22 protein-coding genes are annotated in these 22427 nt (G+C 41.9%); 13 read left to right on the top strand and 9 right to left on the bottom strand.

The window, feature by feature from the left end; genetic code table 11:
* Nucleotides 1-315 precede the first annotated feature (315 nt).
* From tsaE to tsaD, 4 genes are read left to right on the top strand one after another with little or no spacing between them, the layout of a single operon-like run.
* Nucleotides 316-768 (top strand): tRNA (adenosine(37)-N6)-threonylcarbamoyltransferase complex ATPase subunit type 1 TsaE, encoded by a 453-nt coding sequence (gene tsaE / locus AABM38_RS01375; RefSeq protein ID WP_423408782.1) that lies wholly within the window; start codon nt 316-318, stop codon nt 766-768.
* Nucleotides 769-1470, top strand: coding sequence for a tRNA (adenosine(37)-N6)-threonylcarbamoyltransferase complex dimerization subunit type 1 TsaB (gene tsaB, locus AABM38_RS01380; protein ID WP_423408783.1), 702 nt, complete (start codon nt 769-771; stop codon nt 1468-1470).
* A 13-nt stretch (nt 1471-1483) separates the two neighbouring features.
* Entirely contained in the window at nt 1484-1933 is a 450-nt protein-coding gene (rimI, locus tag AABM38_RS01385; protein WP_423408784.1) for a ribosomal protein S18-alanine N-acetyltransferase, read from the top strand.
* Entirely contained in the window at nt 1933-2964 is a 1032-nt protein-coding gene (tsaD, locus tag AABM38_RS01390; protein ID WP_423408785.1) for a tRNA (adenosine(37)-N6)-threonylcarbamoyltransferase complex transferase subunit TsaD, read from the top strand. Before rimI ends, tsaD begins: the two co-directional genes overlap by 1 nt.
* A gap of 572 nt (nt 2965-3536) precedes the next feature.
* Here tsaD and AABM38_RS01395 read toward each other — a convergent pair.
* Nucleotides 3537-5465 carry an ABC-F family ATP-binding cassette domain-containing protein gene (locus tag AABM38_RS01395; protein WP_423408786.1) on the bottom strand — a complete coding sequence of 643 codons (1929 nt, stop codon included), beginning with the start codon at nt 5463-5465 and terminating at the stop codon, nt 3537-3539.
* Nucleotides 5466-5634: 169 nt separating this feature from the next.
* Here AABM38_RS01395 and moaC point away from each other — a divergent pair, with 169 nt between their 5' ends.
* Both moaC and AABM38_RS01405 read left to right on the top strand, forming a co-directional pair.
* Entirely contained in the window at nt 5635-6129 is a 495-nt protein-coding gene (gene moaC / locus AABM38_RS01400; protein ID WP_423408787.1) for a cyclic pyranopterin monophosphate synthase MoaC, read from the top strand.
* Nucleotides 6130-6156: 27 nt separating this feature from the next.
* Entirely contained in the window at nt 6157-6813 is a 657-nt protein-coding gene (locus AABM38_RS01405) for a redox-sensing transcriptional repressor Rex (protein WP_335377939.1), read from the top strand.
* Between the two features lie 30 nt (nt 6814-6843).
* Here AABM38_RS01405 and AABM38_RS01410 read toward each other — a convergent pair whose 3' ends face one another.
* Both AABM38_RS01410 and AABM38_RS01415 read right to left on the bottom strand, forming a co-directional pair.
* Nucleotides 6844-7044 carry a YdiK family protein gene (locus AABM38_RS01410; RefSeq protein WP_335377938.1) on the bottom strand — a complete coding sequence of 67 codons (201 nt, stop codon included), beginning with the start codon at nt 7042-7044 and terminating at the stop codon, nt 6844-6846.
* 3 nt (nt 7045-7047) lie between these two features.
* Nucleotides 7048-7779 (bottom strand): lysostaphin resistance A-like protein, encoded by a 732-nt coding sequence (locus AABM38_RS01415; RefSeq protein WP_423408788.1) that lies wholly within the window; start codon nt 7777-7779, stop codon nt 7048-7050.
* A 432-nt stretch (nt 7780-8211) separates the two neighbouring features.
* Here AABM38_RS01415 and groES point away from each other — a divergent pair, with 432 nt between their 5' ends.
* Together groES and groL are read left to right on the top strand one after the other, a co-directional pair.
* Complete coding sequence (gene groES / locus AABM38_RS01420) at nt 8212-8496, top strand: co-chaperone GroES (RefSeq protein ID WP_041967795.1); 285 nt, start codon at nt 8212-8214, stop codon at nt 8494-8496.
* Nucleotides 8497-8550: 54 nt separating this feature from the next.
* On the top strand, nt 8551-10182 hold the full coding sequence (groL, locus tag AABM38_RS01425; RefSeq protein ID WP_423408789.1) for a chaperonin GroEL: 1632 nt from the start codon (nt 8551-8553) through the stop codon (nt 10180-10182).
* Between the two features lie 98 nt (nt 10183-10280).
* On the opposite strand, the gene AABM38_RS01430 is transcribed toward groL, so the two are convergent.
* From AABM38_RS01430 to AABM38_RS01445, 4 genes are all read right to left on the bottom strand, one after another.
* Nucleotides 10281-10514, bottom strand: coding sequence for a tyrosine-type recombinase/integrase (locus AABM38_RS01430; protein WP_423408790.1), 234 nt, complete (start codon nt 10512-10514; stop codon nt 10281-10283).
* Between the two features lie 168 nt (nt 10515-10682).
* Nucleotides 10683-10967 carry a hypothetical protein gene (locus AABM38_RS01435; RefSeq protein ID WP_335377934.1) on the bottom strand — a complete coding sequence of 95 codons (285 nt, stop codon included), beginning with the start codon at nt 10965-10967 and terminating at the stop codon, nt 10683-10685.
* Nucleotides 10968-11035: 68 nt separating this feature from the next.
* Nucleotides 11036-11425 (bottom strand): hypothetical protein, encoded by a 390-nt coding sequence (locus AABM38_RS01440; protein WP_423408791.1) that lies wholly within the window; start codon nt 11423-11425, stop codon nt 11036-11038.
* A gap of 37 nt (nt 11426-11462) precedes the next feature.
* A complete protein-coding gene (locus tag AABM38_RS01445; RefSeq protein WP_335377932.1) occupies nt 11463-11858 on the bottom strand; it encodes a hypothetical protein in 396 nt (131 codons plus the stop codon).
* An 888-nt stretch (nt 11859-12746) separates the two neighbouring features.
* Between AABM38_RS01445 and AABM38_RS01450 the strand changes: the two genes are divergently transcribed.
* Together AABM38_RS01450 and AABM38_RS01455 are read left to right on the top strand one after the other, a co-directional pair.
* Nucleotides 12747-12923 (top strand): hypothetical protein, encoded by a 177-nt coding sequence (locus AABM38_RS01450; RefSeq protein ID WP_423408792.1) that lies wholly within the window; start codon nt 12747-12749, stop codon nt 12921-12923.
* A gap of 284 nt (nt 12924-13207) precedes the next feature.
* Nucleotides 13208-14233 carry an NADP-dependent oxidoreductase gene (locus AABM38_RS01455; RefSeq protein WP_423408793.1) on the top strand — a complete coding sequence of 342 codons (1026 nt, stop codon included), beginning with the start codon at nt 13208-13210 and terminating at the stop codon, nt 14231-14233.
* A gap of 54 nt (nt 14234-14287) precedes the next feature.
* Here the strand turns inward: AABM38_RS01455 and AABM38_RS01460 are convergent, their stop codons facing one another.
* Together AABM38_RS01460 and AABM38_RS01465 are read right to left on the bottom strand one after the other, a co-directional pair.
* A complete protein-coding gene (locus AABM38_RS01460; RefSeq protein WP_423408794.1) occupies nt 14288-16510 on the bottom strand; it encodes an MMPL family transporter in 2223 nt (740 codons plus the stop codon).
* A 32-nt stretch (nt 16511-16542) separates the two neighbouring features.
* The gene (locus AABM38_RS01465) at nt 16543-17274 is read right to left on the bottom strand and encodes a TetR/AcrR family transcriptional regulator (RefSeq protein WP_423408795.1); all 732 of its coding nucleotides are present in this window, start codon (nt 17272-17274) and stop codon (nt 16543-16545) included.
* A gap of 208 nt (nt 17275-17482) precedes the next feature.
* Here AABM38_RS01465 and AABM38_RS01470 point away from each other — a divergent pair, with 208 nt between their 5' ends.
* From AABM38_RS01470 to AABM38_RS01480, 3 genes are all read left to right on the top strand, one after another.
* Nucleotides 17483-18190: a hypothetical protein gene (locus AABM38_RS01470; RefSeq protein WP_423408796.1), complete on the top strand. Its 708-nt coding sequence runs from the start codon at nt 17483-17485 to the stop codon at nt 18188-18190.
* A gap of 719 nt (nt 18191-18909) precedes the next feature.
* Complete coding sequence (locus AABM38_RS01475) at nt 18910-19842, top strand: right-handed parallel beta-helix repeat-containing protein (RefSeq protein WP_423408797.1); 933 nt, start codon at nt 18910-18912, stop codon at nt 19840-19842.
* A gap of 384 nt (nt 19843-20226) precedes the next feature.
* Nucleotides 20227-21930: a transglutaminase-like domain-containing protein gene (locus AABM38_RS01480; protein WP_423408798.1), complete on the top strand. Its 1704-nt coding sequence runs from the start codon at nt 20227-20229 to the stop codon at nt 21928-21930.
* Nucleotides 21931-22427: the final 497 nt, after the last annotated feature.

Raw genomic sequence — 22427 nt, forward strand, 5'->3', positions numbered from 1 at the left:
AATAGTCATCCTTAGGAGACATCCTAAGGATTTTTTATTAGAGGATTTTTTATAATGCTTCTATTAGATTTAATGAAAGCATTAATACTTATTTAAATGGAAGGCTCTGTTAAAGCTGAATGTTGATTTTTAAACCCTGTTGATTGTAGTGGAAGGCGCGAAGACTCCTGCGGGCGCAGCTGGTCGGGTGAGACCCCGCAGGAGCAAAGCGACGAGGAGGCTCAGCGCCAGCCCCGCGGAAAGCGAAGCGCCTGGAACGAAAATCAACAGCCGTGTTAACAGAGCCAAATGGAAAAGAAGCAAGGGTGATAATATATGGCGACTTATCAATTTCTATCGAAGCAGCCTGAGCAAACTAAGGATTTTGCCAAAAGGCTTGCAGGTCTGTTAAAAGCCGGAGACGTTATAGCACTTGAAGGGGATTTAGGAGCAGGCAAGACGACTTTTACTAAAGGGCTTGCTGAAGGTTTGGGAATTACTCGGAATGTGAACAGTCCGACTTTCACGATCATTAAAGAGTACCAGGGAAGGCTTCCTCTATACCATATGGATGTGTATAGGGTGGAGGATGCGTTTGAAGATCTTGGTTTTGAAGAATACTTTGAAGGTAATGGTGTGACGGTGGTAGAATGGGCACATTTAATTGAAGCCCAGCTGCCAAAGGATCTCCTGCTGCTCCAGCTCTACTTGGACGATAACGGGGCCAGGAGAATAGTGGCTGAGCCAAAAGGTGAACGGTATGAAGAATTGTGTAAGGAGATTTTTTAAATGAAGGTATTATCGATTGATACTTCCAATTATGTTCTGGGGATTGGCCTTTTGGATGGCGACACCGTGATGGGCGAGTACATTTCAAATATAAAGAAGAATCATTCTGTTCGAGTGATGCCTGCCATTCAGACATTGATGAATGAATGCAGCATTAAGCCAGGAGATTTATCGAAGGTTGTTGTTGCTGCAGGCCCTGGTTCCTATACAGGCGTGCGCATAGGAGTGACGATTGCCAAGACACTTGCATGGACGTTGAATATTCCTATGTCAGGCGTTTCAAGCCTTGAAGTGGCTGCTGCTTCGGCAGGACGATATTTTGATGGATATGTATCACCTTTCTTTGATGCGAGGAGAGGACAAATCTATACAGGGTTATATAACTTTGAAAATCAAGATTTACAAACGGTAAAAGAGGATCAGCTGGTTATGTCAGCAGACTGGGTCCGAACGCTTAATGAAATGGACAGCAGAATTTTATTTACTAGCAACGATTTGCTTTTACATGAAAATGTGATTAAAGAGGAGCTTGGTAACAAGGCAGTTTTTGCAGCAAGCACTGAACTTAATCCGCGGCCAGCCGAACTGGCGTTATTAGGAAGGGATAAAGAGAGTGTCGATCTTCATTCATTTGTCCCTAACTATATTCGCATGGCAGAAGCAGAAGCCAATTGGCTGAAATCACAAGAGAATAATAAATAAGTGGGAAGATGAAATGAATAATACAATAACTTTCCGTAAGATGACTGTTGAGGATCTTGATGATGTAATAGAGGTAGAGATTCATTCTTTTGCTACGCCTTGGAGCAGGGAAGCTTTTTACAATGAATTAACGAAGAACCAGTTTGCTCACTATCTAGTTGCAGAAGTCGATGAGAAGGTAGTTGGCTATTGCGGTGTGTGGATTATCGTAGATGAAGCACATATCACAAACATAGCACTTTTACCGGACTATCGTGGAATGAAGCTTGGAGAGTCGCTTATGGGCAGGATCATAGAGATAGCGCGCGAATCAGGAGCTATAAGGATCACTTTAGAGGTCAGAGTGAGCAATGAAATAGCTCAGAATCTATACCGTAAGTTTGGATTTGAAGAAGGTGCTTTAAGAAAGCAATATTATACGGACAATATGGAAGATGCTTTAGTAATGTGGGTGAATTTATAATGACAAAAGATTTATTAATAATGGGAATTGAAACGAGCTGTGATGAAACAGCTGTTTCAATAGTGAAAAATGGCCGGGAAATCCTGTCGAATGTGGTGGCTTCACAAATAGAGAGCCATAAGAGATTCGGAGGGGTCGTTCCGGAGATTGCATCACGCCATCACGTCGAACAGATAACGATTGTATTGGAAGAAGCCTTAGCTCAGGCAAACATCGAAATAAAGGATTTGGATGCCATTGCGGTGACAGAAGGACCTGGACTCGTGGGTGCTTTATTAATCGGGGTCAATGCTGCAAAAGCTTTGGCGTTCGCAAATGATATCCCGTTGGTAGGTGTGCATCATATTGCCGGTCATATCTATGCGAACCGTCTTGTAACGGAGATGAAGTTTCCGTTGATCTCCCTTGTCGTTTCTGGCGGGCACACCGAGCTGGTGTACATGAAAGAGCATGGCTATTTCGAGGTTATTGGCGAGACTCGTGATGACGCAGCAGGTGAAGCTTATGACAAGGTCGCACGGACATTGAATCTTCCATATCCGGGAGGACCGCATATCGACAGGCTGGCACAGGAAGGACAGGCTACGATTGATCTGCCGCGTGCCTGGCTGGAAGAAGGGTCGTATGATTTCAGCTTCAGCGGCTTGAAATCTGCAGTCATCAATGTTGTGCACAACGCCCAGCAGCGTGGAGTTGAAATTGTCCCTGCTGAGCTAGCAGCAAGCTTCCAGGAAAGTGTCATTGATGTGCTTGTGACTAAAACTCTTAAAGCTGTGAATCAGTATGGAGTTAAGCAAGTACTGCTTGCTGGTGGGGTTGCAGCAAACAAGGGACTTAGAGAGGCTCTGTCCAAGGCATTTGCTGAACTTGATGTGGAAATTGTCATTCCGCCATTGTCATTGTGTACAGACAATGCAGCGATGATTGCCGCTGCTGGAAGTGTATTGTTTGAAAAAGGCGAGCGTGCGGGTTTAACTTTGAACGGAAATCCTGGTTTAGAGATAACTATCCACAACGATAGTCGGAAGTAAAAAATAAATTTTCTGATTTTGTTGTGGATATCTTGCTGGTTTTTGTGTGTTTCTGTGTATAATGTGGATAAATTCCGCTTATTTTGTGGATAATGTGGAAAAGTCTCTGGATAAGCCATAAATCAATCTTTCTTATGTGAATAACTTTGTGAACAAAAAGTCCCGGAATTCATCTGGGACCTTTTTTGTGGATTAATTTAAATTTTTTATTAAATGGCGAGGTTTTTTTAATATGAAATCTAGTAAATCTAGTGCTTCCTTAAAATCTCTAATGCTGATCGTTAATTAAAATAGTTGAGTATCCAATGGATCAATAAAGATTGATTGACTAAGTGGTTTCATTTTTTTGCCATAGTGGTGGGGTTATTGGCGGAAATGACATTTATTTGGAGGAAATCTAATTAATTCGGCGAAAACTAGTAAATTTAGCGATAAACCAATTAATTTGGTTTCAAACTATATTGGCGAACTCAGAAGAATTTTTCCAGCGACACCGAATTTCTCATTTATATGCAAATAAAAACCGGGCGACAACTCGCCGCCCGGCATAGACTCTTTCTATCTGTACTCTCTTAAGCCAACTCTGTCCATTCTTCCATCAATACCTCAAGCTTCTCTTTGGCCGTTTCGATTTTGTTGTTAATATCGGCTGCTTTTTCGTGATCTTGGAAGACATCAGGATCACATAAGAGTTCTTCGTATTCAGCGACCTCCACTTCAAGCTGTTCGATCGCTGCTTCGACTTCCTCCATACGCCGTTTGCGCTGGCGTTCCAGCTTTTTAGATTCTTTATCCTGCTGATAGGAGTTTTTATCTTGTTTAGAAGTGTCGACAGCACTGCTTGAAGCTTTTGAAGACTGTTCTGCGAGTGCTTTCAGTTCTTCCTGTTCGAGCTTTTTCTCGAGGTAATAATCATAATCACCCAGGAACTCGGTTGCGCCATCGCGGTCGAGCTCAATGACCTTTGTGGCGATTCTGTTGATAAAATAACGGTCGTGCGAAACGAACAGGATTGTGCCCGGGTAATCGATCAGTGCATTTTCCAGCACTTCCTTGCTGTCCAAGTCCAAGTGGTTCGTGGGCTCGTCAAGAATCAGGAAGTTGGATTTTTGCATCATCATCTTGGCGAGTGCCAGACGTGCTTTTTCACCGCCGCTGAGCGTTGAAACGATTTTTGATACATCGTCGCCTGAGAAGAGGAAATTGCCGAGAACCGTGCGAATTTCTTTTTCCGGCTTAAGTGGATATTCGTCCCAAAGCTCGTTTAGTACCTTTTTATTTGAGCTTAGCTCAGCTTGTTCCTGATCATAATAACCGATCGATACGTTTGAACCATAGTGGATGCTGCCAGTGATTGAAGGTAGCTTTTCAACGATTGTCTTCAGCAAGGTTGATTTGCCGACACCATTTGGTCCAACTAAGGCAGTGCTATCACCGCGAGATAGATTGAATGAGATATTTTCCGAAACGACGTCATCGCTATATCCTACAGCGAGTGTATCAGCCTTTAGGACATCATTTCCGCTTTGGCGTTCAATCTGAAAACTGAAGGAAGCGGATTTTTCATCGCCAAGCGGCTTGTCCATCCGGTCAATCTTTTCAAGCTGTTTCCTGCGGCTTTGAGCTCTTTTAGTAGTGGAAGCGCGCGCCAGGTTTCGCTGGATGAAGTCCTGGAGCTTTGAAATCTCATCCTGCTGCTTTTCAAAAAGCTTCATATCCCGTTCATAGTTTTCAGCTTTTTGATTTAAGTAAGAGCTGTAGTTCCCCGGGAATTTTGCCAGCTGATGGCGGGAAATTTCATATACCTGATTAACGACTTTATCAAGGAAGTAACGATCATGGGAAACAATAAGGATTGCGCCATCATAACCCTGAAGGTATTTTTCCAGCCAAGAAAGAGTGTCGATATCAAGGTGGTTTGTCGGTTCATCCAGAATTAAAATATCCGGGCGGGTCAAAAGGAGCTTAGCTAGAGCAAGCCTTGTTTTTTGGCCTCCGCTTAATGTGGATATTTTTGTAGAGTAATCAAAGGAATGGAAGTTCAGGCCATGGAGCACGGAGCGGATGTCGGCTTCATATTGATAACCGCCTTGCTCCTTGAACTGGACCTGCAAAAGATCATATTCTTTGAGAACTCTGTCATATTCAGTCTGGTTTGTCAGTATGTCAGGGTCCGACATTTTTTCCTCAAGCCGGCGCAGGTCTTTTTCCATGGAATGCAGATGGTTAAAAACGCCAAGCATTTCTTCCCAGATGCTTTTTTCGGATTCGAGACCGGTATTCTGTGCCAGGTATCCGATCGTCGTCCCTTTAGGGCGGATGATTTCGCCGCTGTCATGCGCCTCGTGCCCGGCGATAATCTTCAGCAGGGTCGATTTCCCTGCTCCGTTGCGGCCAACTAAAGCAACACGGTCATGGGTCTGTATTTCAAACTTTATATTCGATAAAATAAGATCAGCAGCGAAATATTTTGTCAGCTGATTAACTTGTAATAAGATCATTATTATTCACCTCTATTGCCTTAGAGATAGTGTAACCCATTCACATAAGCTCGGCAATATATGAAACCCACCAAAGACAAGGAATGACAAGGAATTTGTGAACTCAGCAACAAAGTTCACACACAACTTTGTGAAAATAGTGTATCATTTGGTTGAAGGGAGCATGAACATGGCAGAATTTACTCATTTTAACGAAGAAGGCAGAGCAAAAATGGTGGACGTCAGCGATAAATCTGAGACGGTCCGCACGGCAATCGCCCATTCAAGTATAATTGTGAATGAAGATATATATATAAGAATCACAGAAAATAAGATGAAAAAAGGGGATGTGCTGGCTGTTGCACAGGTAGCGGGCATCATGGCGGCCAAGAAGACGTCGGAAATCATTCCAATGTGTCATCCACTTCCATTAACAGGCATTGACCTTAGCTTCGAATGGGAGCAAAATGGAAATGACTATATTTTAAATATTACCGCATCTGTAAAAACAAAAGGGAATACAGGGGTGGAAATGGAAGCGTTAACAGCAGCTTCAGCATGTGCGCTGACTGTTTATGATATGTGCAAGGCCGTTGACAAAGGCATGGTGATCGGCAAGACGTATTTAGTCGAAAAAACCGGCGGGAAAAATGGCGATTTTAAGAGAGATGAGAAGCTTAAATAGAAATTTTGATTGGGTGGAGGATGGAGAATGATGAACGAACCTATGAAAATACCGCAGGCAACCGCAAAACGCTTGCCGCTTTATTACCGTTTCTTATTGAACTTACATTCTTCAGGTAAACAAAGAGTTTCATCTGCAGAGTTAAGTGAAGCGGTAAAAGTGGATTCAGCGACAATCAGAAGGGATTTTTCTTATTTTGGAGCCTTAGGTAAAAAGGGGTACGGCTACAATGTGAATTATCTCCTGACATTTTTCCGAAAGACACTTGATCAGGACGAGCTTACAAAAGTGGCACTGATCGGGGTCGGAAATCTTGGAACAGCATTTTTGAATTATAATTTCTCAAAAAATAATAATACGAAAATCGAAATTGCCTTTGATGTAGATGAGGCAAAAGTAGGCACCGTTATGGGTGACGTGCCTGTGTATCACATGGATGAGCTGGACAAAAAAGTTGTCGAGGAAGGGATTCAGGTGGCCATTCTTACCGTGCCGTCTGCGGTAGCCCAGCCTATTACAGACCGATTAGTCCAGGCGAATATCAAGGGAATCCTGAATTTTACGCCTGCACGATTGAATGTACCGGACTCCATCAGGATTCACCATATTGACCTGTCTGTAGAACTGCAATCATTGATTTATTTCCTAAAGCATTATCCGACCAATACAGACACAGAAGAATGATATGAAAAATAGCCTCTTCGGATGAAGAGGCTATTTTTTCTGGATTTGTTTAAGTTTGAGATGGAGCAGGATCATCCGGATGCCGGAACCGAAGTCGAAGGTCGCGAGCATGACGAGGAGATAAGTGAAAAATCCCCATCCGGTTTCGCTGACATTCTGGATGGCGAAGTAGGTGAACAAGCTGCCTAGCAAGATGTAGACAATGCCTGAAAATAAAGGCGATTGCTTCATAACTTAAAGTCCCCCAATAAAGCTTTGGATTTTTTCTGCTTCTCTTATCATTCTCTCGATATCTTCCCTGAATACGGATTGAAGCAGGACAACGAACGTATTCATTGTGACATGGGCGATGATCGGAACGATGATTCGCTTTGTTTTTACATAAAGGAATGCAAAGGTAAAGCCCATGGCCGAATAAAGGATGACATGCTCGGGCTCCATATGAGCAAGCGCGAAAATCACTGAACTGATCAATGCAGCAAAAAAGAAGTTCATTTTCTTATAAAGGCTTCCGAAGATGATTTTACGGAAGACGATTTCTTCCAAAATCGGCCCGATGATCGAGCTGACGAGAATCACAACCGGGAAGTTCTCAATGAGGTTGATGATCTCTTGAGTATTTTCTGAGCCCATTTCGATTCCGAGCAGCCTTTCAATGCTTGCTGCAAAGGATTGAGCCATCAATGCCAGAAATACACCGGCAACGGCCCATGCAGCCGAGCTTGCTGGCGATGCCATTCCGCGCAAATCTGCCTGCATCTTTGATTCTTTCCGTAAAATAAGCAAAACGATGATCAGTGTCAGTGTAAAGCTAATGACTAGCCAGTAAGGAATCGATAGGGTTTCCATTTCCTTAAGACTCTTGCCCATCCCAGCTCCCACAAAGGCAACGAGCGGAATTCCGACCAGGCTTGAAAGCTGCATGACAATATAGGCGATGATAATGTACCAGTATTCTTTTTTCAATATGAAAACTCCTTTTAGGCCGTTTCGTAAACATAATGACTTTATATACGTTTTATTATGATAAAAGTTCCATAATGCTATCTCTCCATTTTACTAGTAAGCAGCTTGAAAGTTCAAATTGTAGGATGCTTGCTAAAAAAATGGTTAGATTTCCGCAGAAGCCGCATACTCTTTAAGGTGGCTTTTTTTTAAACAAGCTTAAATTAAAATTCGGAGAAAATTGTCGTCGAATATTGTGGAACGGGAACGAAAAATAGTCCTTGCTGTCACTGGATTCCTGCCCAGGGACCTAATATAAATTTTATAAAAAAAATTGGACTTCATGCTTGCAAAAAAAATGGAGATTCATTAATATATAAATTGTGTTAGCACTCGAATGAGGAGAGTGCTAATAAATAATAATCTACATATAATTTGAGGAGGTTGATTCACTTGATCAAGCCATTAGGTGATCGCATTATTATTGAGCTTGTTGAGTCTGAAGAAAAAACTGCAAGCGGTATCGTTTTACCCGACACAGCGAAAGAGAAACCTCAAGAAGGTAAAGTCGTAGCTGTTGGTACTGGACGTGTCCTTGAAAACGGAGAGCGCGTGGCACTTGAAGTTGAAGTTGGCAACCGCATTATCTTCTCAAAATACGCAGGTACAGAAGTAAAGTACCAGGGAACTGAGTACCTAATCTTGCGTGAAAACGACATTCTTGCTGTAGTGGAATAATAGCTGCTTAAAGACAGTACGTATATAACACAAATTTGAGGAGGGTTTTATACAATGGCAAAAGACATTTTGTTCAGTGAAGAAGCACGCCGCGCGATGCTTCGCGGGGTTGACGCTCTTGCAAATGCAGTAAAAGTTACTCTTGGACCTAAAGGACGCAATGTGGTTCTTGAGAAGAAATTCGGTTCACCACTTATCACAAATGATGGTGTGACAATCGCGAAAGAAATCGAACTTGAAGATGCTTTCGAAAACATGGGTGCTAAGCTTGTTGCTGAAGTAGCAAGCAAGACTAACGACGTTGCTGGTGACGGAACGACTACTGCAACGGTTCTTGCTCAAGCTATGATCCGTGAAGGTCTTAAGAACGTAACTGCTGGTGCTAACCCAATGGGCATCCGTAAAGGTATGGAAAAAGCTGCAGTAACTGCAGTTGAAGAGTTAAAGGCAATTTCAAAGCCAATCGAAGGCAAAGCTTCAATCGCTCAAGTAGCTTCTATCTCTGCTGCTGACGAAGAAGTTGGCCAATTGATCGCAGAAGCAATGGAGCGCGTTGGCAACGACGGCGTAATCACAATTGAAGAATCTAAAGGCTTCACAACAGAATTAGACGTTGTAGAAGGTATGCAGTTCGACCGCGGATATGCATCTCCTTATATGGTAACTGATTCTGATAAGATGGAAGCAGTTCTTGAAAATCCGTATATCTTGATCACTGACAAGAAAATCGGCAGCATCCAGGAGATCCTTCCTGTTCTTGAGCAAGTTGTACAGCAAGGCAAGCCATTATTAATGATTGCAGAAGATGTTGAAGGTGAAGCACTTGCTACATTAGTAGTTAACAAACTTCGCGGAACATTTAATGCAGTTGCAGTAAAAGCTCCTGGCTTCGGCGACCGTCGCAAAGCTATGCTTGAAGATATCGCTGCATTAACTGGCGGAGAAGTGATCACTGAAGAGCTTGGCCGTGACCTTAAATCTGCTACAATCACATCTTTAGGACGCGCTTCTAAAGTTGTTGTTACAAAAGAAAACACAACAATCGTTGAAGGTGCTGGAGACAGCGCACAAATCGCTAGCCGTGTTAACCAGATCCGCGTTCAAATGGAAGAAACAACTTCTGAATTTGACCGTGAAAAGTTACAAGAGCGCCTTGCTAAATTAGCTGGCGGTGTTGCAGTCATCAAGGTTGGTGCTGCTACTGAAACTGAATTAAAAGAACGCAAGCTTCGCATTGAAGATGCTTTGAACTCAACTCGCGCTGCAGTTGAAGAAGGTATCGTATCAGGTGGCGGCGTTGCGCTTCTAAACGTATATAACAAAGTTGCTGCAATCCAGGCTGAAGGCGACGAAGCTACTGGTGTGAACATCGTACTACGTGCAATGGAAGAGCCAGTTCGTCAAATCGCTCACAACGCAGGCCTTGAAGGCTCTGTCATCGTTGAGCGCCTGAAGCGCGAAGAAGTCGGCACAGGCTTCAACGCTGCTACTGGCGAATGGGTAAACATGATCGAAGCTGGTATCGTTGACCCAACGAAGGTGACACGTTCAGCTCTTCAAAACGCTGCATCCGTAGCGGCTATGTTCTTAACAACTGAAGCAGTTGTTGCTGACAAGCCAGAAGAAAACAAAGGCATGGGTATGCCAGACATGGGCGGCATGGGTGGCATGGGCGGCATGATGTAATAAAAAGAAAAAACCCTTGTTGCGTAAGGGTTTTAGAGTAAGTGAATATTGATTTGTTGACATTTTGTTGACATCGAAACTTATTTTAAAGTTTTGAACTACAAAATAAGTTTCTGAGAGAGGCCTTTCATTCGTTCACTGAACGCTTGAGAGGCCTTTTCTTTCATATTTTTCGTCATGTAAGCATAAATGTTCATGGTTGTATTTATATCGGTTTGTCCAACACGGTGTTGAATTGCTTTTAAATCTACGCCAGCTTCAATTAGAAGTGAAGTATGAGTATGCCTAAAACTATGAAGGGTAATATGTTTAGTAATGTTCGTCTTTTTCAAAGCGTTGTAAACCTTTCATAACGAGTTTAATCGGTAGTGGATCCCCTTCTTCTTCAGTGAAAATAAAATTCTCATCACGATAGAATAACCTATTTTTCATCATAAGCTCTTTTTGATGTCGTTTATGCTCCCTTACATCTTTATAACGGTTTCATCCAAAAGTTCCATTTAACTCATGTTCGATTTCTGTTGACGGTATAATCGTTTTATCCTGGAAAGCGCCCATTTGTGTTGGCTAGATTTCTCTGTTGTATATCTGGGTACGTTTTTCTCAGATTTTATTATTGTTAAAATTTGTTGAAATTCTTCCATCATTTTGCCGTTATCCATCGACGATTGTTCAACCGCATTCATCATCTCGTTGATTTTCTCATTTGCTTTTTCTTTTTTTCTGCGGCTCATTTTTATGCTTCGGACCTGTCTTTTTAGAAACTCCAGATCGGATTTTTCCAATTCAAATCACCTCTTTTTCCAGCCAGGTATCATCTTGTCATTTTACTTGCTTAATGATCATAGGAATCTCAGCAACAGATGCACTCCGTATAGGAGAATTCAACTTCAATATCACATTCACCTGTAGGTCCGCCCGATCCGCATGGACATTCACATGTAGCAGTTACGAGTATGATCCGTCCCGGAATTGAAAATGTCATCTCGTCTCCGGGTTGAACGGTTTTATCAATCGTTCCGCCATTTTGTTGCAGGAAGTGAAGCGTAACAGGGCAATCTCCAAAGTTCTCTATATCTGTTATCAGTTTTTCCAGCGGTCTTATATTGGCTTCCACCAAAGTATGGGTATTTTGGTCACATTCATCTACAAACGCAGCAAATCCAAATCGAACAACAGATTCACATTCACTAGTTTTACATTTTCTTTCTTTGCTCTTTATATATTTATCTTTACTTGACATCGTATTCACCTGCCTTCTATAGAATGTAATATTCGGGTCAAGCCGGGTAGTCATCATGGCCATCAGGGCAGCAGCAAACACACTGTGAAAAAGTCACAAATGCGCCAGCGTCACATTGATTGCCTGTTCCACATGGACAATTGCATGTAACTGAGACCAAGAGGATACGGCCCGGGATTTGTACCACTCGAATTCCTGCGTTAGCCGGGACAGTTTTATTAATCGTTCCGCCCTTTTCTTGCAGGAAGTGAAACGTAACAGAGCAATCTCCAAAGTTTCCTATCTCTGCATCCACGTTTTCCATTGGTGTTGCAGTTGCGTCAATTAAAGTGTACGTGTTTCCGTCACACGGTCTAAATATTTCACCGAAAGCTTCTCGCAGTACAACCATCTTTTCACAGTTGTAATTTTTGCTTTTATCTATGGTTGACATTGTGTTTTTCCTCCCTTCTTGATGTTATCCCTACATCATATTAAAAAGTACTATAATTTGAGATGGCTAATGGCTCAGTAGATTCGTACAATTATGCATAAAAAAGAGTCTGGCTCGTATTTGGTCCGGTTTCTTCCTGGGCCTTTTATTGCGGGCATTTGGGGAACTCTTACGATAATAATAGTCAGTCTTAGGGGAATGAGAGAGGATGCATAAAAAATGGTTTAGCTTTATCACAATGGCTAAACCCTTTAGTATAGGAGGAAAGAGGATTCTATTGTAGGAATTGTAGGTCTTTATGTGCAAGCAGTTGCTGTCGTGAATTTCTTATCAGTAAATTGTTGATTACTTTAAAACAAACAGTGATATTGCTGGTTGGGCTTTAATTTGTTAATGTCTTTATTTTCTTCTTCGTCGTTTGTAACCGCACTGTACAGGCTTTGCACTGAGTGGGACGGCTGCTCCGGGGCTTGATCTTCCGTGTTCTTCCGGGCTTCTGCGTTATTGTTCGGTTGTCATCAGTACACTGATCTGGTAGAAAGTGTTCTTTTTAATATAGTAAACGTGTAAAAGTATAGCAGTGTAAATGGTTATATATCGTTTCATAGATAGGTATTTATAAAGAATATCGGATAAATAAACGCGTGGGGCTTGATACACTCTCAAAGGTAAACAGAGAAAAGGGAGATATGGTACTAGAATAGATATGGGCGATATGACTCTTGCATATACAGTACAAACCCTTCATATTGAAAGACAGGAGGTGCGTACGTTATACAACCGAATGAACAGGCTTACTCTACCAAGGAAGTGGCAGAAGAAGTAGGAATAGCGACTCCCACCGTACGAAAGTATGGACAAATATTAGAGCGCAATGGATACGAGTTTATGAAGGATGGCGACCGCCGTATTTTTGTTCAATCTGACATTAGCGCGCTCATAGCGCTACGCGATACGGACAAGCCACTAGATGATACAGCAAAAGACCTTGTAGAACAGCAAAAAGGTAGATTAAAAGGATCCAGTGAAACAAATATAGCGACAAGCGATACAAGCGATACATAGGAAAATTTTCCACAAGACCCTAATCAATTTAAAGAGGTCTTTATGTTTTTAGTTGAAGAGAGGTATTATTTCTTTTCTTAGTTGGTAAAAATTATTTTTCGGAAAATCCCCCCAAAATGCAAATGATATTATTTGGGTATATTCGTGTTTTCCTTCCTTGAAATTCAATTGTTTGATAAAGAATATGAATTCCCTCACAATAAACTTAATAATGCTTTCTCGACGAAAGAAGATTGAATCGTTTAGTGGAGCATGCTGCATCAAAAAGTGAAAGGGGCTTTGCCATGAAGGAAGTAAAACGCCAAATTGTATTAGCGAACAGACCTAAAGGTATGCCTGGAGCTGAGACATTTCAGTTTGTAGAACATGACATTCGAGAGCTTGCGGAAGGGGAAGTTTTACTGCGTACGCTTTATGTGTCTGTTGATCCTTACATGAGGGGCAGAATGCAAGATGCGGAATCATATATTGAACCTTTTCAACTTGGTAAAGCGATTGAAGGCGGTTCAATTGGAGAAGTAGTGGAATCTAAGTCTGAAAACTTTAAACAGGGTGATATCGTTATTGGGATGTTTGGCTGGCAGACGCATTATGCGGCAAAAGAGAAGGAAATAAGAAAAATCGACCCATCGTTAGCACCGATTTCAACGTATTTAGGCATATTAGGAATGACGGGACTAACCGCTTATTTTGGATTATTGGATATTGGGAAGCCAAAAGAAAGAGAAACGGTCGTTATTTCTGGAGCGGCAGGAGCAGTCGGCTCTGTTGTAGGGCAAATTGCCAAAATAAAAGGCGCGCGAGTAGTTGGAATTGCGGGATCTGAGGACAAGATCTCTTTCTTGAAGGATGAGTTGCAATTTGATGAAGCGGTTAACTACAAAACAGCTGGGGACTTGAAGCAAGAAATATCCGAGGCATGTCCTAATGGAGTGGATATTTATTTTGATAATGTCGGCGGTGAGGTATCGGATGCAGTGCTTGCGAACCTGAACCGATATGCACGCATACCTGTTTGCGGATCGATTTCTTCTTATAACCTGGAAAGTGTAGATGTGGGACCTCGTGTGCAAACAACGTTGATTAAGAAAAGCGTGCTCATGCAAGGTTTTACGGTAGGTGACTTTTCCGATCGGTTCCAGGAGGGTGCAATCCAGCTTGGGAAATGGCTGCAGGAAGGTAAGCTTCAATACCGGGAAACCATTCGAGAAGGGTTTGAAAATATCCCGAATGCATTCCTTGATCTCTTTAATGGCAATAATACAGGTAAGCTGCTTGTAAAAGTGGCTGACCGGCAATATGAACAATGAGCAAATGACCAATAAAAAACAAAGGGCACCTGCTAGCCAGGCGCCCTTTGTTTTTTATAGTTCAGATTCAACAGCTTTTCTGGCTTGTTTGGAAGGCCAGAACACGTATTTCCCGATCCATACCGTTAAGGCAGGGACTAGGAATGGACGGACGATAAAGGTATCGAGAAGTACACCGATGGCTGTGACAATTCCAAATTGGACTAGAACTTGTATTGGCAGGGTAGTGAGCACCGCGAAGGTTCCTGCCAGGATGAGACCTGCGGACGTGATGACCGACCCTGTCTGGGCCACTCCTTCTTTCACTGCTAGTGGCAGAGCGTGCTTCCTGCTTTTTTTCCATATGCTTGAAACCATGAAGATGTTGTAGTCTTCTCCCAAAGCGACAATGAACACGAAGGCATATAATGGGATGAACCCTTGAATCGCATTGAAATCAAGTAAATAGTGTAGAACGAGCCAGCCCAGTCCTAATGCACTGAAGTAGGACAAGAGCACGGTTGCCATTAGGTACACCATTGCAACCAGTGAACGAAGGTAGAAGAACAATAACAAGGCGATCATTACGATAATCACAGGGATGATGATTTTCGCATCTTCATCGGTCACGCTTCGTGTGTCGTATTGGTCAGCTGTTTGGCCGGCGATCCATACTTTGTCAGATGATTTTTCGACTCCCTCAGACTTTAAGGAAGAAGCGACCGTTTTCTGGATGACTGGAATTCGATCCATCGCTTCATTGGAATATGGATTATCCTTCAGTTCGACTGTGTAAGAGAGCAGATTAGGGTCAGATTTTCCTTGCTGAGGTTCGGAAACCTTTGCAACGAAATCAAGGTCCATTAACTTTTCGGCTGCTTTGACATCTTTTCCTTCCGTTTGCACCATTACTTGCAGAGGAGCAAGCTCACCAGGGGTGAAATGGTCAGAAATCAGCTGGAATCCTTCTCTTGAAGGCATATCCTTCGGAAAAGAGGACAGTGTATCAAATGTATAAGTAATATTGGTTGCAGAATAAGCGAGCAGTCCAAGAACCAAAGTGGTAACCACTGTGATGGATTTTGGGAACTTCGTGATGAAGTGGCCGAATGCCCTGCCAACTTTGTGTTTTTCTTTCGGTTCTGGAACAGGTTTTCCTTTTTTTAGAGCGCGTTCCTTGATCATTTCCTCTGTTCTAGGGATGAACGGGAAGAAAGAAACCCTTCCAAGGATGCTTAATAGCGAAGGAACGAGAGTTAAACTAGCAATCATCATGATCAAAATCGATAAACTGAACGGCACGGCAAACCGCTGAATGGAACCGTACTGGGCAAGAAGAAGTGCTAAAAGCGAAAACACAACGGTTAGTCCGCTCATGGCGATCGCTCCTGAAGAGTTGCTTAAAGCTTTTTTCAGGGCAGTCAGTTTGTTGTCTTCTTCTTCAAGCTGACTTCGATATTGAGCAATCAAAAAGAGACAGTAATCCGTTCCTGCTCCAAATAGAAGCACGGTCATAATCGACAATCCCTGGGAATCAAACGTCACCCATTCTTCTTTCCCAGCGATGCCAAGCAGCGGACTGATGACACCATAGGCGAAGCCAACGGCTATTAGAGGCACTAATGCCAGAATTGGTGAACGGTAGATGACAAGAAGGAAGACAAGTACCAGGATGACGGTTGCAAGCAACAGCTTCACATCTCCCTGTGCAAACAGTTCTGTTGCATCAACTTGAATGCCAACAGGGCCGGTTACTCGAACGAGCAAATCGTCTTCTGCTTTCATCGTTGTCTTTAGTGGGTTTTTCACAAAGATACTCGAAACACGCTTATCCAAAGCTTCGATACTGTCATTTAGATCTTCTGTACTGGCATCTTTGTCAAAAAGGACTGGAAAAATAAAGGCCTTTCCATCTTCGGATAATTGTTCCTTAAGAGCAGGCAGCGGTATCTGGTGCAAAGGAATGCTATCGAGCTGGTGCGGCAGTTTTTCTTTCGAAAGGCCTTCGGACAACTTTTGGATGCTTTGTAAATCTCCATCCGTAATACCAGTGCTTCGGTACCAGGTAAGCAGTGCAGGCTGGCCTGAACCTGATGGGAATTCTTTTTCAGCGAGCTTTTGCGCGATTACAGATGGCTGGTCATCGGTAAGGTTGGCAGCAAGGTTATTTTCATAGGAATTCGCCTGCGGGAAAATCATGTTCAATAAGGCTACGACGGCAATCCAGATGAACAAGGTCAGCCATTTTCCGATTTTCCCTCCAACAGCTTTCGTATAGGTATGGATAAATCCTTTCATTTCTAACTCCCCTTCCTTATCACTCGATAAGTTTAGATTATATGGATAGTAAATAAACGTGATAAAAAAAGATTAAACGGAAATGAAAAACTTATCAAGTGATAAGTATGCTGCAAAAAAATATAAATATGTTTATATTTTTTTTCCTCTGAAGCAATGCCATATAATAATACATTAACAAGCATTTGGACATGCTGCTCGTAAATTTTCTTTTGCTCCTGTGGTGAAGCTCCTGCCGCCTGTGCTGGGGAATGGCTCAGCATATTCAACAGTAAAAAGGCGGAACTGACCGGGTCTGCCCCAAATACCTCAGGATTGCGGAGTTCGCCATTCTGGATGCCCTTATCAAAAATCTCTGCCAACGGATGGACGTAGCTGTCAAACCAACTTTTAGAGATCAGCTGACGGGATTCAGGATTTAGTTCTTGTTGAATGTCCCTGAACATTTGATGCATTTCTTCTGGTTTATTCAGCAAGATATAATGGGCGATTCCCATTAGACATTCCTTTAGATCCTTATGGCGTTTTATGATTCTTTCCAAACTGTTTTTCGTTTTCTGAAGCTCGGTCAGTATGACTTCGATATAAAGGGTTTGCTTATTTTTAAAATGGTGATATAGAGCTGGCTGCGTCACTCCGCAGGCTTCGGCGATTTGCCTGGTCGAAACAGCCCGATAGCCTAATTCCATAAACAGCTTATGTGCTGTTTGAATGATCGTCTGTCTTGTTTCACCCAAATCAGCCGTTTCATGGTTTTTCATCATGCAAAATCCTTTCCTCAGATCCTTACTTTCATCTTATCTTCTAAGATAATTCAAGTCAAAGTGTTATTGAATGCTAGAATAATGTGAGAAACATTTCGGATTGCAATTCAGTAATAGATTGTGTACTCCAATTTGATTTGTATCGTATGCCGATACGACTTGCAAATAAAGCTAAAAACATTCATATTAATAGAAAAGGAGGTTCGATATGCGACGCGATATACAACCTAATGAACGAGCTTTCTCCTCGAAGGAAGTAGCGGAAGAAGTGGGTATTGCCACTCCTACTGTTCGTAAGTATGGCCAGATCTTGGAGCGGAATGGCTATGAGTTTTTAAAAGACGGCGATCGACGTATTTTTGTTCAAACGGACATCGGAGCGCTTATAGCGTTACGCGATACAGACAAGCCCCTGGACGATACAGCGAAAGATATTGTATCTCAGCAAAAAGAAAGATTGGAAGAGTCTAGTGGAACCGAGGTTGCGATTTCTGATACATATGAGAATTTACCCCAAGACCCGAATCAATTAAAAGAAGTACTAATGTTTGTCGTCAATGAACTTGCTGCGACACGGGAAATGAATGCCAAGCTGACAAATGATATGGCCCAGCTTAAAACAACGGTTTCAAGACTCCAGCAAGATCATCATGTTATAAGTTCTACTATTGGCAATTCCGCGCAGAAAACGAATGTTAAAATTGAAAAATTAACTGAACAACAAAAAAACTATTACGAAACTATGCTGCAGCAAGAACAACAAAAAAGCGAACTCTTGCAAAAAGAAATCCAAAGCATGCGGGAAGAACAGCAAAAAGAATGGCGTTCACAAAATGATTTTAATAATCGTTTAGAAGAAGCGATCCAAAGACCAAAAGATAAATGGAGTCTGTTTTTTTCCTTATTCCGAAAATAGCAGATTTTGTTCATTCTATCTGGTTATCGAAAAAACAAAGGCATAATTGATATTAATTTCTTAATCAATATGCGGGTAATAGGACTTCGTAAATTGAAAAAGGTGAAAATCATGATCGAGGCAGTTGAAAGTCCATTTCGACTGGACAAGAAGGGTTAATCGGTTCTTTTTCATTTCGTATCGCAGGGCGATATAAGTGACAGTTGAATTCAAAATTGATATAAAATTAACACTAGGGTCAAAGATTTAACACCTATTGAAGACTATAGTGGTGAAACGACATGGAACACTATAGCGTTTCGTGATACGTACAAGACCTATACGATATACTGAAAAATCTTTTGTATCAGCATAAGTTCATTAGAGGATTCATTGACCAAGAGTTATCAAACATAACCCATGTTCTCATTTTTCAAATTTCAACAATTTCCCGAGAAATATCTACAAGTTTCGAGTGAATATCGACAAACTTAAAGTATTAACATAGAGGCCTTCCATTCGTTTTCTGGACTTTTGGGAAGCCTCTTTTTGTGTTGTTTTTATTACTAAATAGTCAGCAACATCCATTTTTAATAACAGAATATTCATTTCAATAAGAGTAACTCTTGTAAAAAATATGTCAAAGCCTATAGGGTTTGTCCAAACCATTAATCTTTGAGAATCATAGAGTATAGTGACCGATTATGAAATTGGTCAAAAAAATAAGAGAGGTGAGTGTAATGACAATTATTTGTGTCCCAAATGATCAGCCGACAATCCAAGCCGGAGTGAATGCCGCGAATCCTGGTGATGTCGTATTGGTCAAATGTGGATTCTACAGAGACTCGGTGGTGGTTGAAAAAAACTCCATACGGATCATTGCTGAGGAGAAACATGGAGTTACCCTTGAAGCCAATAACAGGGGAGAGAACCCGTTCAGTCTATTAGACGTTACGGATGTGGAAATCTTCGGCTTCGTAATCCAAAATTCCTTAAGAGGTGTCTGGGTCTATTTAGGCGGCTTTCATCGCATCATTGGGAATGTCATGCAAAACAGTGGCGAGGGTATCTTACTTGAAAATTCCACTGGTAACTTTATGTATCAAAACACCATTCGGAATAATGACTCCGATGGGGTGATCTTCGGTTGGTTCCCCGGTTCATCTAATAACTGGCTAGTTGAAAATGAAATAATTGAAAATGGAGGGGACGGTGTAGATGGTTGGACAGCCACTGCAACTGGAAATGCCTTTATAAACAATAAGTCTGTCTGCAATGCTCAAGATGGCTTTGTGGTAAGAGGGCAAAACACACTTGTATATGGCAACCATGCGGAAGGCAACACCTTTAACGGTATTTTAATCGCAGATGGCAACAATTCTGTTGCTGTAAACAACAATGTTAAAAACAATAAATACGACGGTATTGAAATTTCAAGCCAAAGCAATATTGCATACGGCAACGAAGTGGAAGGAAACTGCCAATCCGGCATTGAAGTGAACGGAAACCTAAACATCGTTCAAGATAACGATGTAGAAGAAAATCATGACGATGGTATTGAGATTAACGGCAATGACAATTCAATCTTCGGTAATGAACTAGAAGACAACACTCCGCAAAACATCGACAACAACGGAACGAACAATAATATCTTCGATAATGATAATGACTAACAAAGCGAATGCATCAACATGGCATTGGCAAAAAAAGATTGCATGCAAGTGATACAGCTGAAGCCATCGAGCGCATAAAGTAATCAAAAAGAAACGATAAATGATCTGCCACATAAAAGTGAGGCGGATTTTTTATTGAATAAAAAGAGCATTGCTTAGTTCAGAATACAGTACTTCACTTCGAGATGCTGTTCATTATTAAATTGGACTGGAATTTTTTCATGACGACAGGACGATAAAGCGGACAAGACATTTATTTCATAATAGAATCATATAAAGGATGAATGAGACAGTCATGTAAAAAGGTACATAGGTCCCAGGAACTTTTCTGCCAGGAAGCCGTAAATTAATCTGCAAATAGAGGACGATCCGAAGGAGGAAGCTATGAATTCCAAGAATCCTATTTTAACGGTGATGCTGCTGGTAATGAGCGCGATTTTTATTCTTTCGGGCTGCAGCGACTCAAGTCCGAGCGACGCCAAAGCGAAAGCGGAGAAAAAAGAAGAGGATAAATATGAAAAGCTCGTAAAGGAAAAAAACAAGGAAATAGAGCTTCAGCCACTTGAGATCAGTTCTTATAATCAAGAAATTAATTCGACATTTACAAAACCTGAGCACAAGGAATTTGCTGTTAACGGGGAAGTGGTTGTAGAAGGCAAGGTTGAAAAATTTTCTTCGTTAAAATCGGATTATGTCTGGATTAAGGTATCGGCTGAAGAGGAAGGGCCGGCAGGAAATCAGCATGAGTACTATACGAAATTAAAAGAAGGAAAGTTCAAGCAGAAGATTCACTTTTTCAATGGTGAGGGCAAGTACCATGTGAGTGTCCAGATTCCGAGCACTGAAACGGAGAATTATTATTTTGAGGCGACGGCTTTTGATGTCCACAATGTCAATCCTGAAATTGAACGTGATATTACGCTGACTCCCTTTGGTCAGGATGCCGAAGTGACTCTCCTTAACATGGACTCAAGCTATATAAAAGAAAATGAGGTTTTTAGCTTAAAAGGGGAAGCGGGTAAGCTTGCGGATGAGGATACCGTCATGCTCAAGCTTACAAAGGGTTCGGAAAGCTGGAAACATGTCCTTCCAATCAAGAATGGGCAGTTCAGCTATGATGTACCGTTATTTTACGGGAAAGGCGTTCATGAGCTGGAGGTTCTGGTGCCGGATAAAGAACGGGAAAATTACTACCAGACTGCTGCGACTATCTTGATTGATAATGAGTCCGATCGTACGATGCTTCCAATCGAGTATATGGATGTCTACCGTGAAAGAGGAGTTACCCTGGAGGCGCCGGTCTTTGGCGGCGAGGAGACGGATGGCATGTATCATGTGAAAGGTAGAATCGATCCAAATGCTGAATTTGGGCCAGGAACTACGCATATTTATATCACGATTAAAAAGGGTGAGGATGAAGCTTTAGATGTAATTCCTGTTAAGGATTTCAAGTTTGATGACTCTTTTTATCTGCGGTTCGGCCCTGGAAAGTATGAGGTTGTCCTCAGTGTGCCGGAGATAAAAGAAGAGAATAGCGATTACTTCAGGTATTATGGCTTTGCCAGGTTTGAAGTGGAATCCTCAGGAGAAGACCAGCGTGACCTTTTGCCATCGAGAGGTATTCAATCAGATGCGGAACCGATTAAACAGCTGGCAAAGGACATTACAGCCGGAAAGAGCACGGAAAGAGATAAAGCGAAAGCGATATATGAATATGTAGCCAAAACGGTTGCTTATGATGTTGAAAAGCTGGAAACGGATGATTTCAACTGGGATGACAGTGCTTTGAAAACCCTGGATTTGAAAACTGGTGTCTGCCAGGATTATTCGTATCTGACAATTGCCCTGCTGAGAGCGAGCGATATTGAAGCCCGGTTCGTTGAAGGCATGGCCAGAGGCGGCTGGTGGCCATCAAAGCATGCATGGGTGGAAGCGAATCTTGAGGGCGAATGGATTACAATGGATCCGACATGGGGTTCTGGTTATGTGGATGATGACAAGTTTGTAGCCAAGTACGATGAAAAGTATTTTGACCCTGATATGGCAGAGTTTGAAAAGACTCATACTCGGACTGGGGTGTCATATTAAAATCTTGCAACATATAGAAGGACTACTTCCAAGGAGGTAGTCTTTTTTTGTTATTTAGCCCCAATCTATCGATATTGCCACCATTTAATATAAGAATGGTAGCTTATTTTAGTTAATGCTTGATCAGATTTATTCTTGAACGGAGAAAACTAATCAAATTTGAATGGTATTAACTTTTAGTAAGGACATGAGCCGTTTCCCAATCAACGGTGCCAACAGGAACCGGATCGACCGAGCTAACATGACCAACGAGGGGAGGATGGAGAAGATGGCCAGATGCAAGAGGGAATGAGAAAATCCAACCACCATTTCTTCCACGAAAAGATTGAGGTTGCGGTGTAGTTGGCGATTTTGCCCAGTTTTGCATGTTCTGTGAGATAACAATTGTCCAATATAAAGAATTAGATAAAAATTGCCCCTAATTCTTAACCTCCTTCATAGCCTCCACCTCTATTTATATTCTAAGGCAGGTGTGGAATTATCCCTACGCTCGCGGA

The organism is Heyndrickxia sp. MSNUG (assembly GCF_049532715.1).
Taxonomy (GTDB): Bacteria; Bacillota; Bacilli; order Bacillales; family Cytobacillaceae; genus Mesobacillus.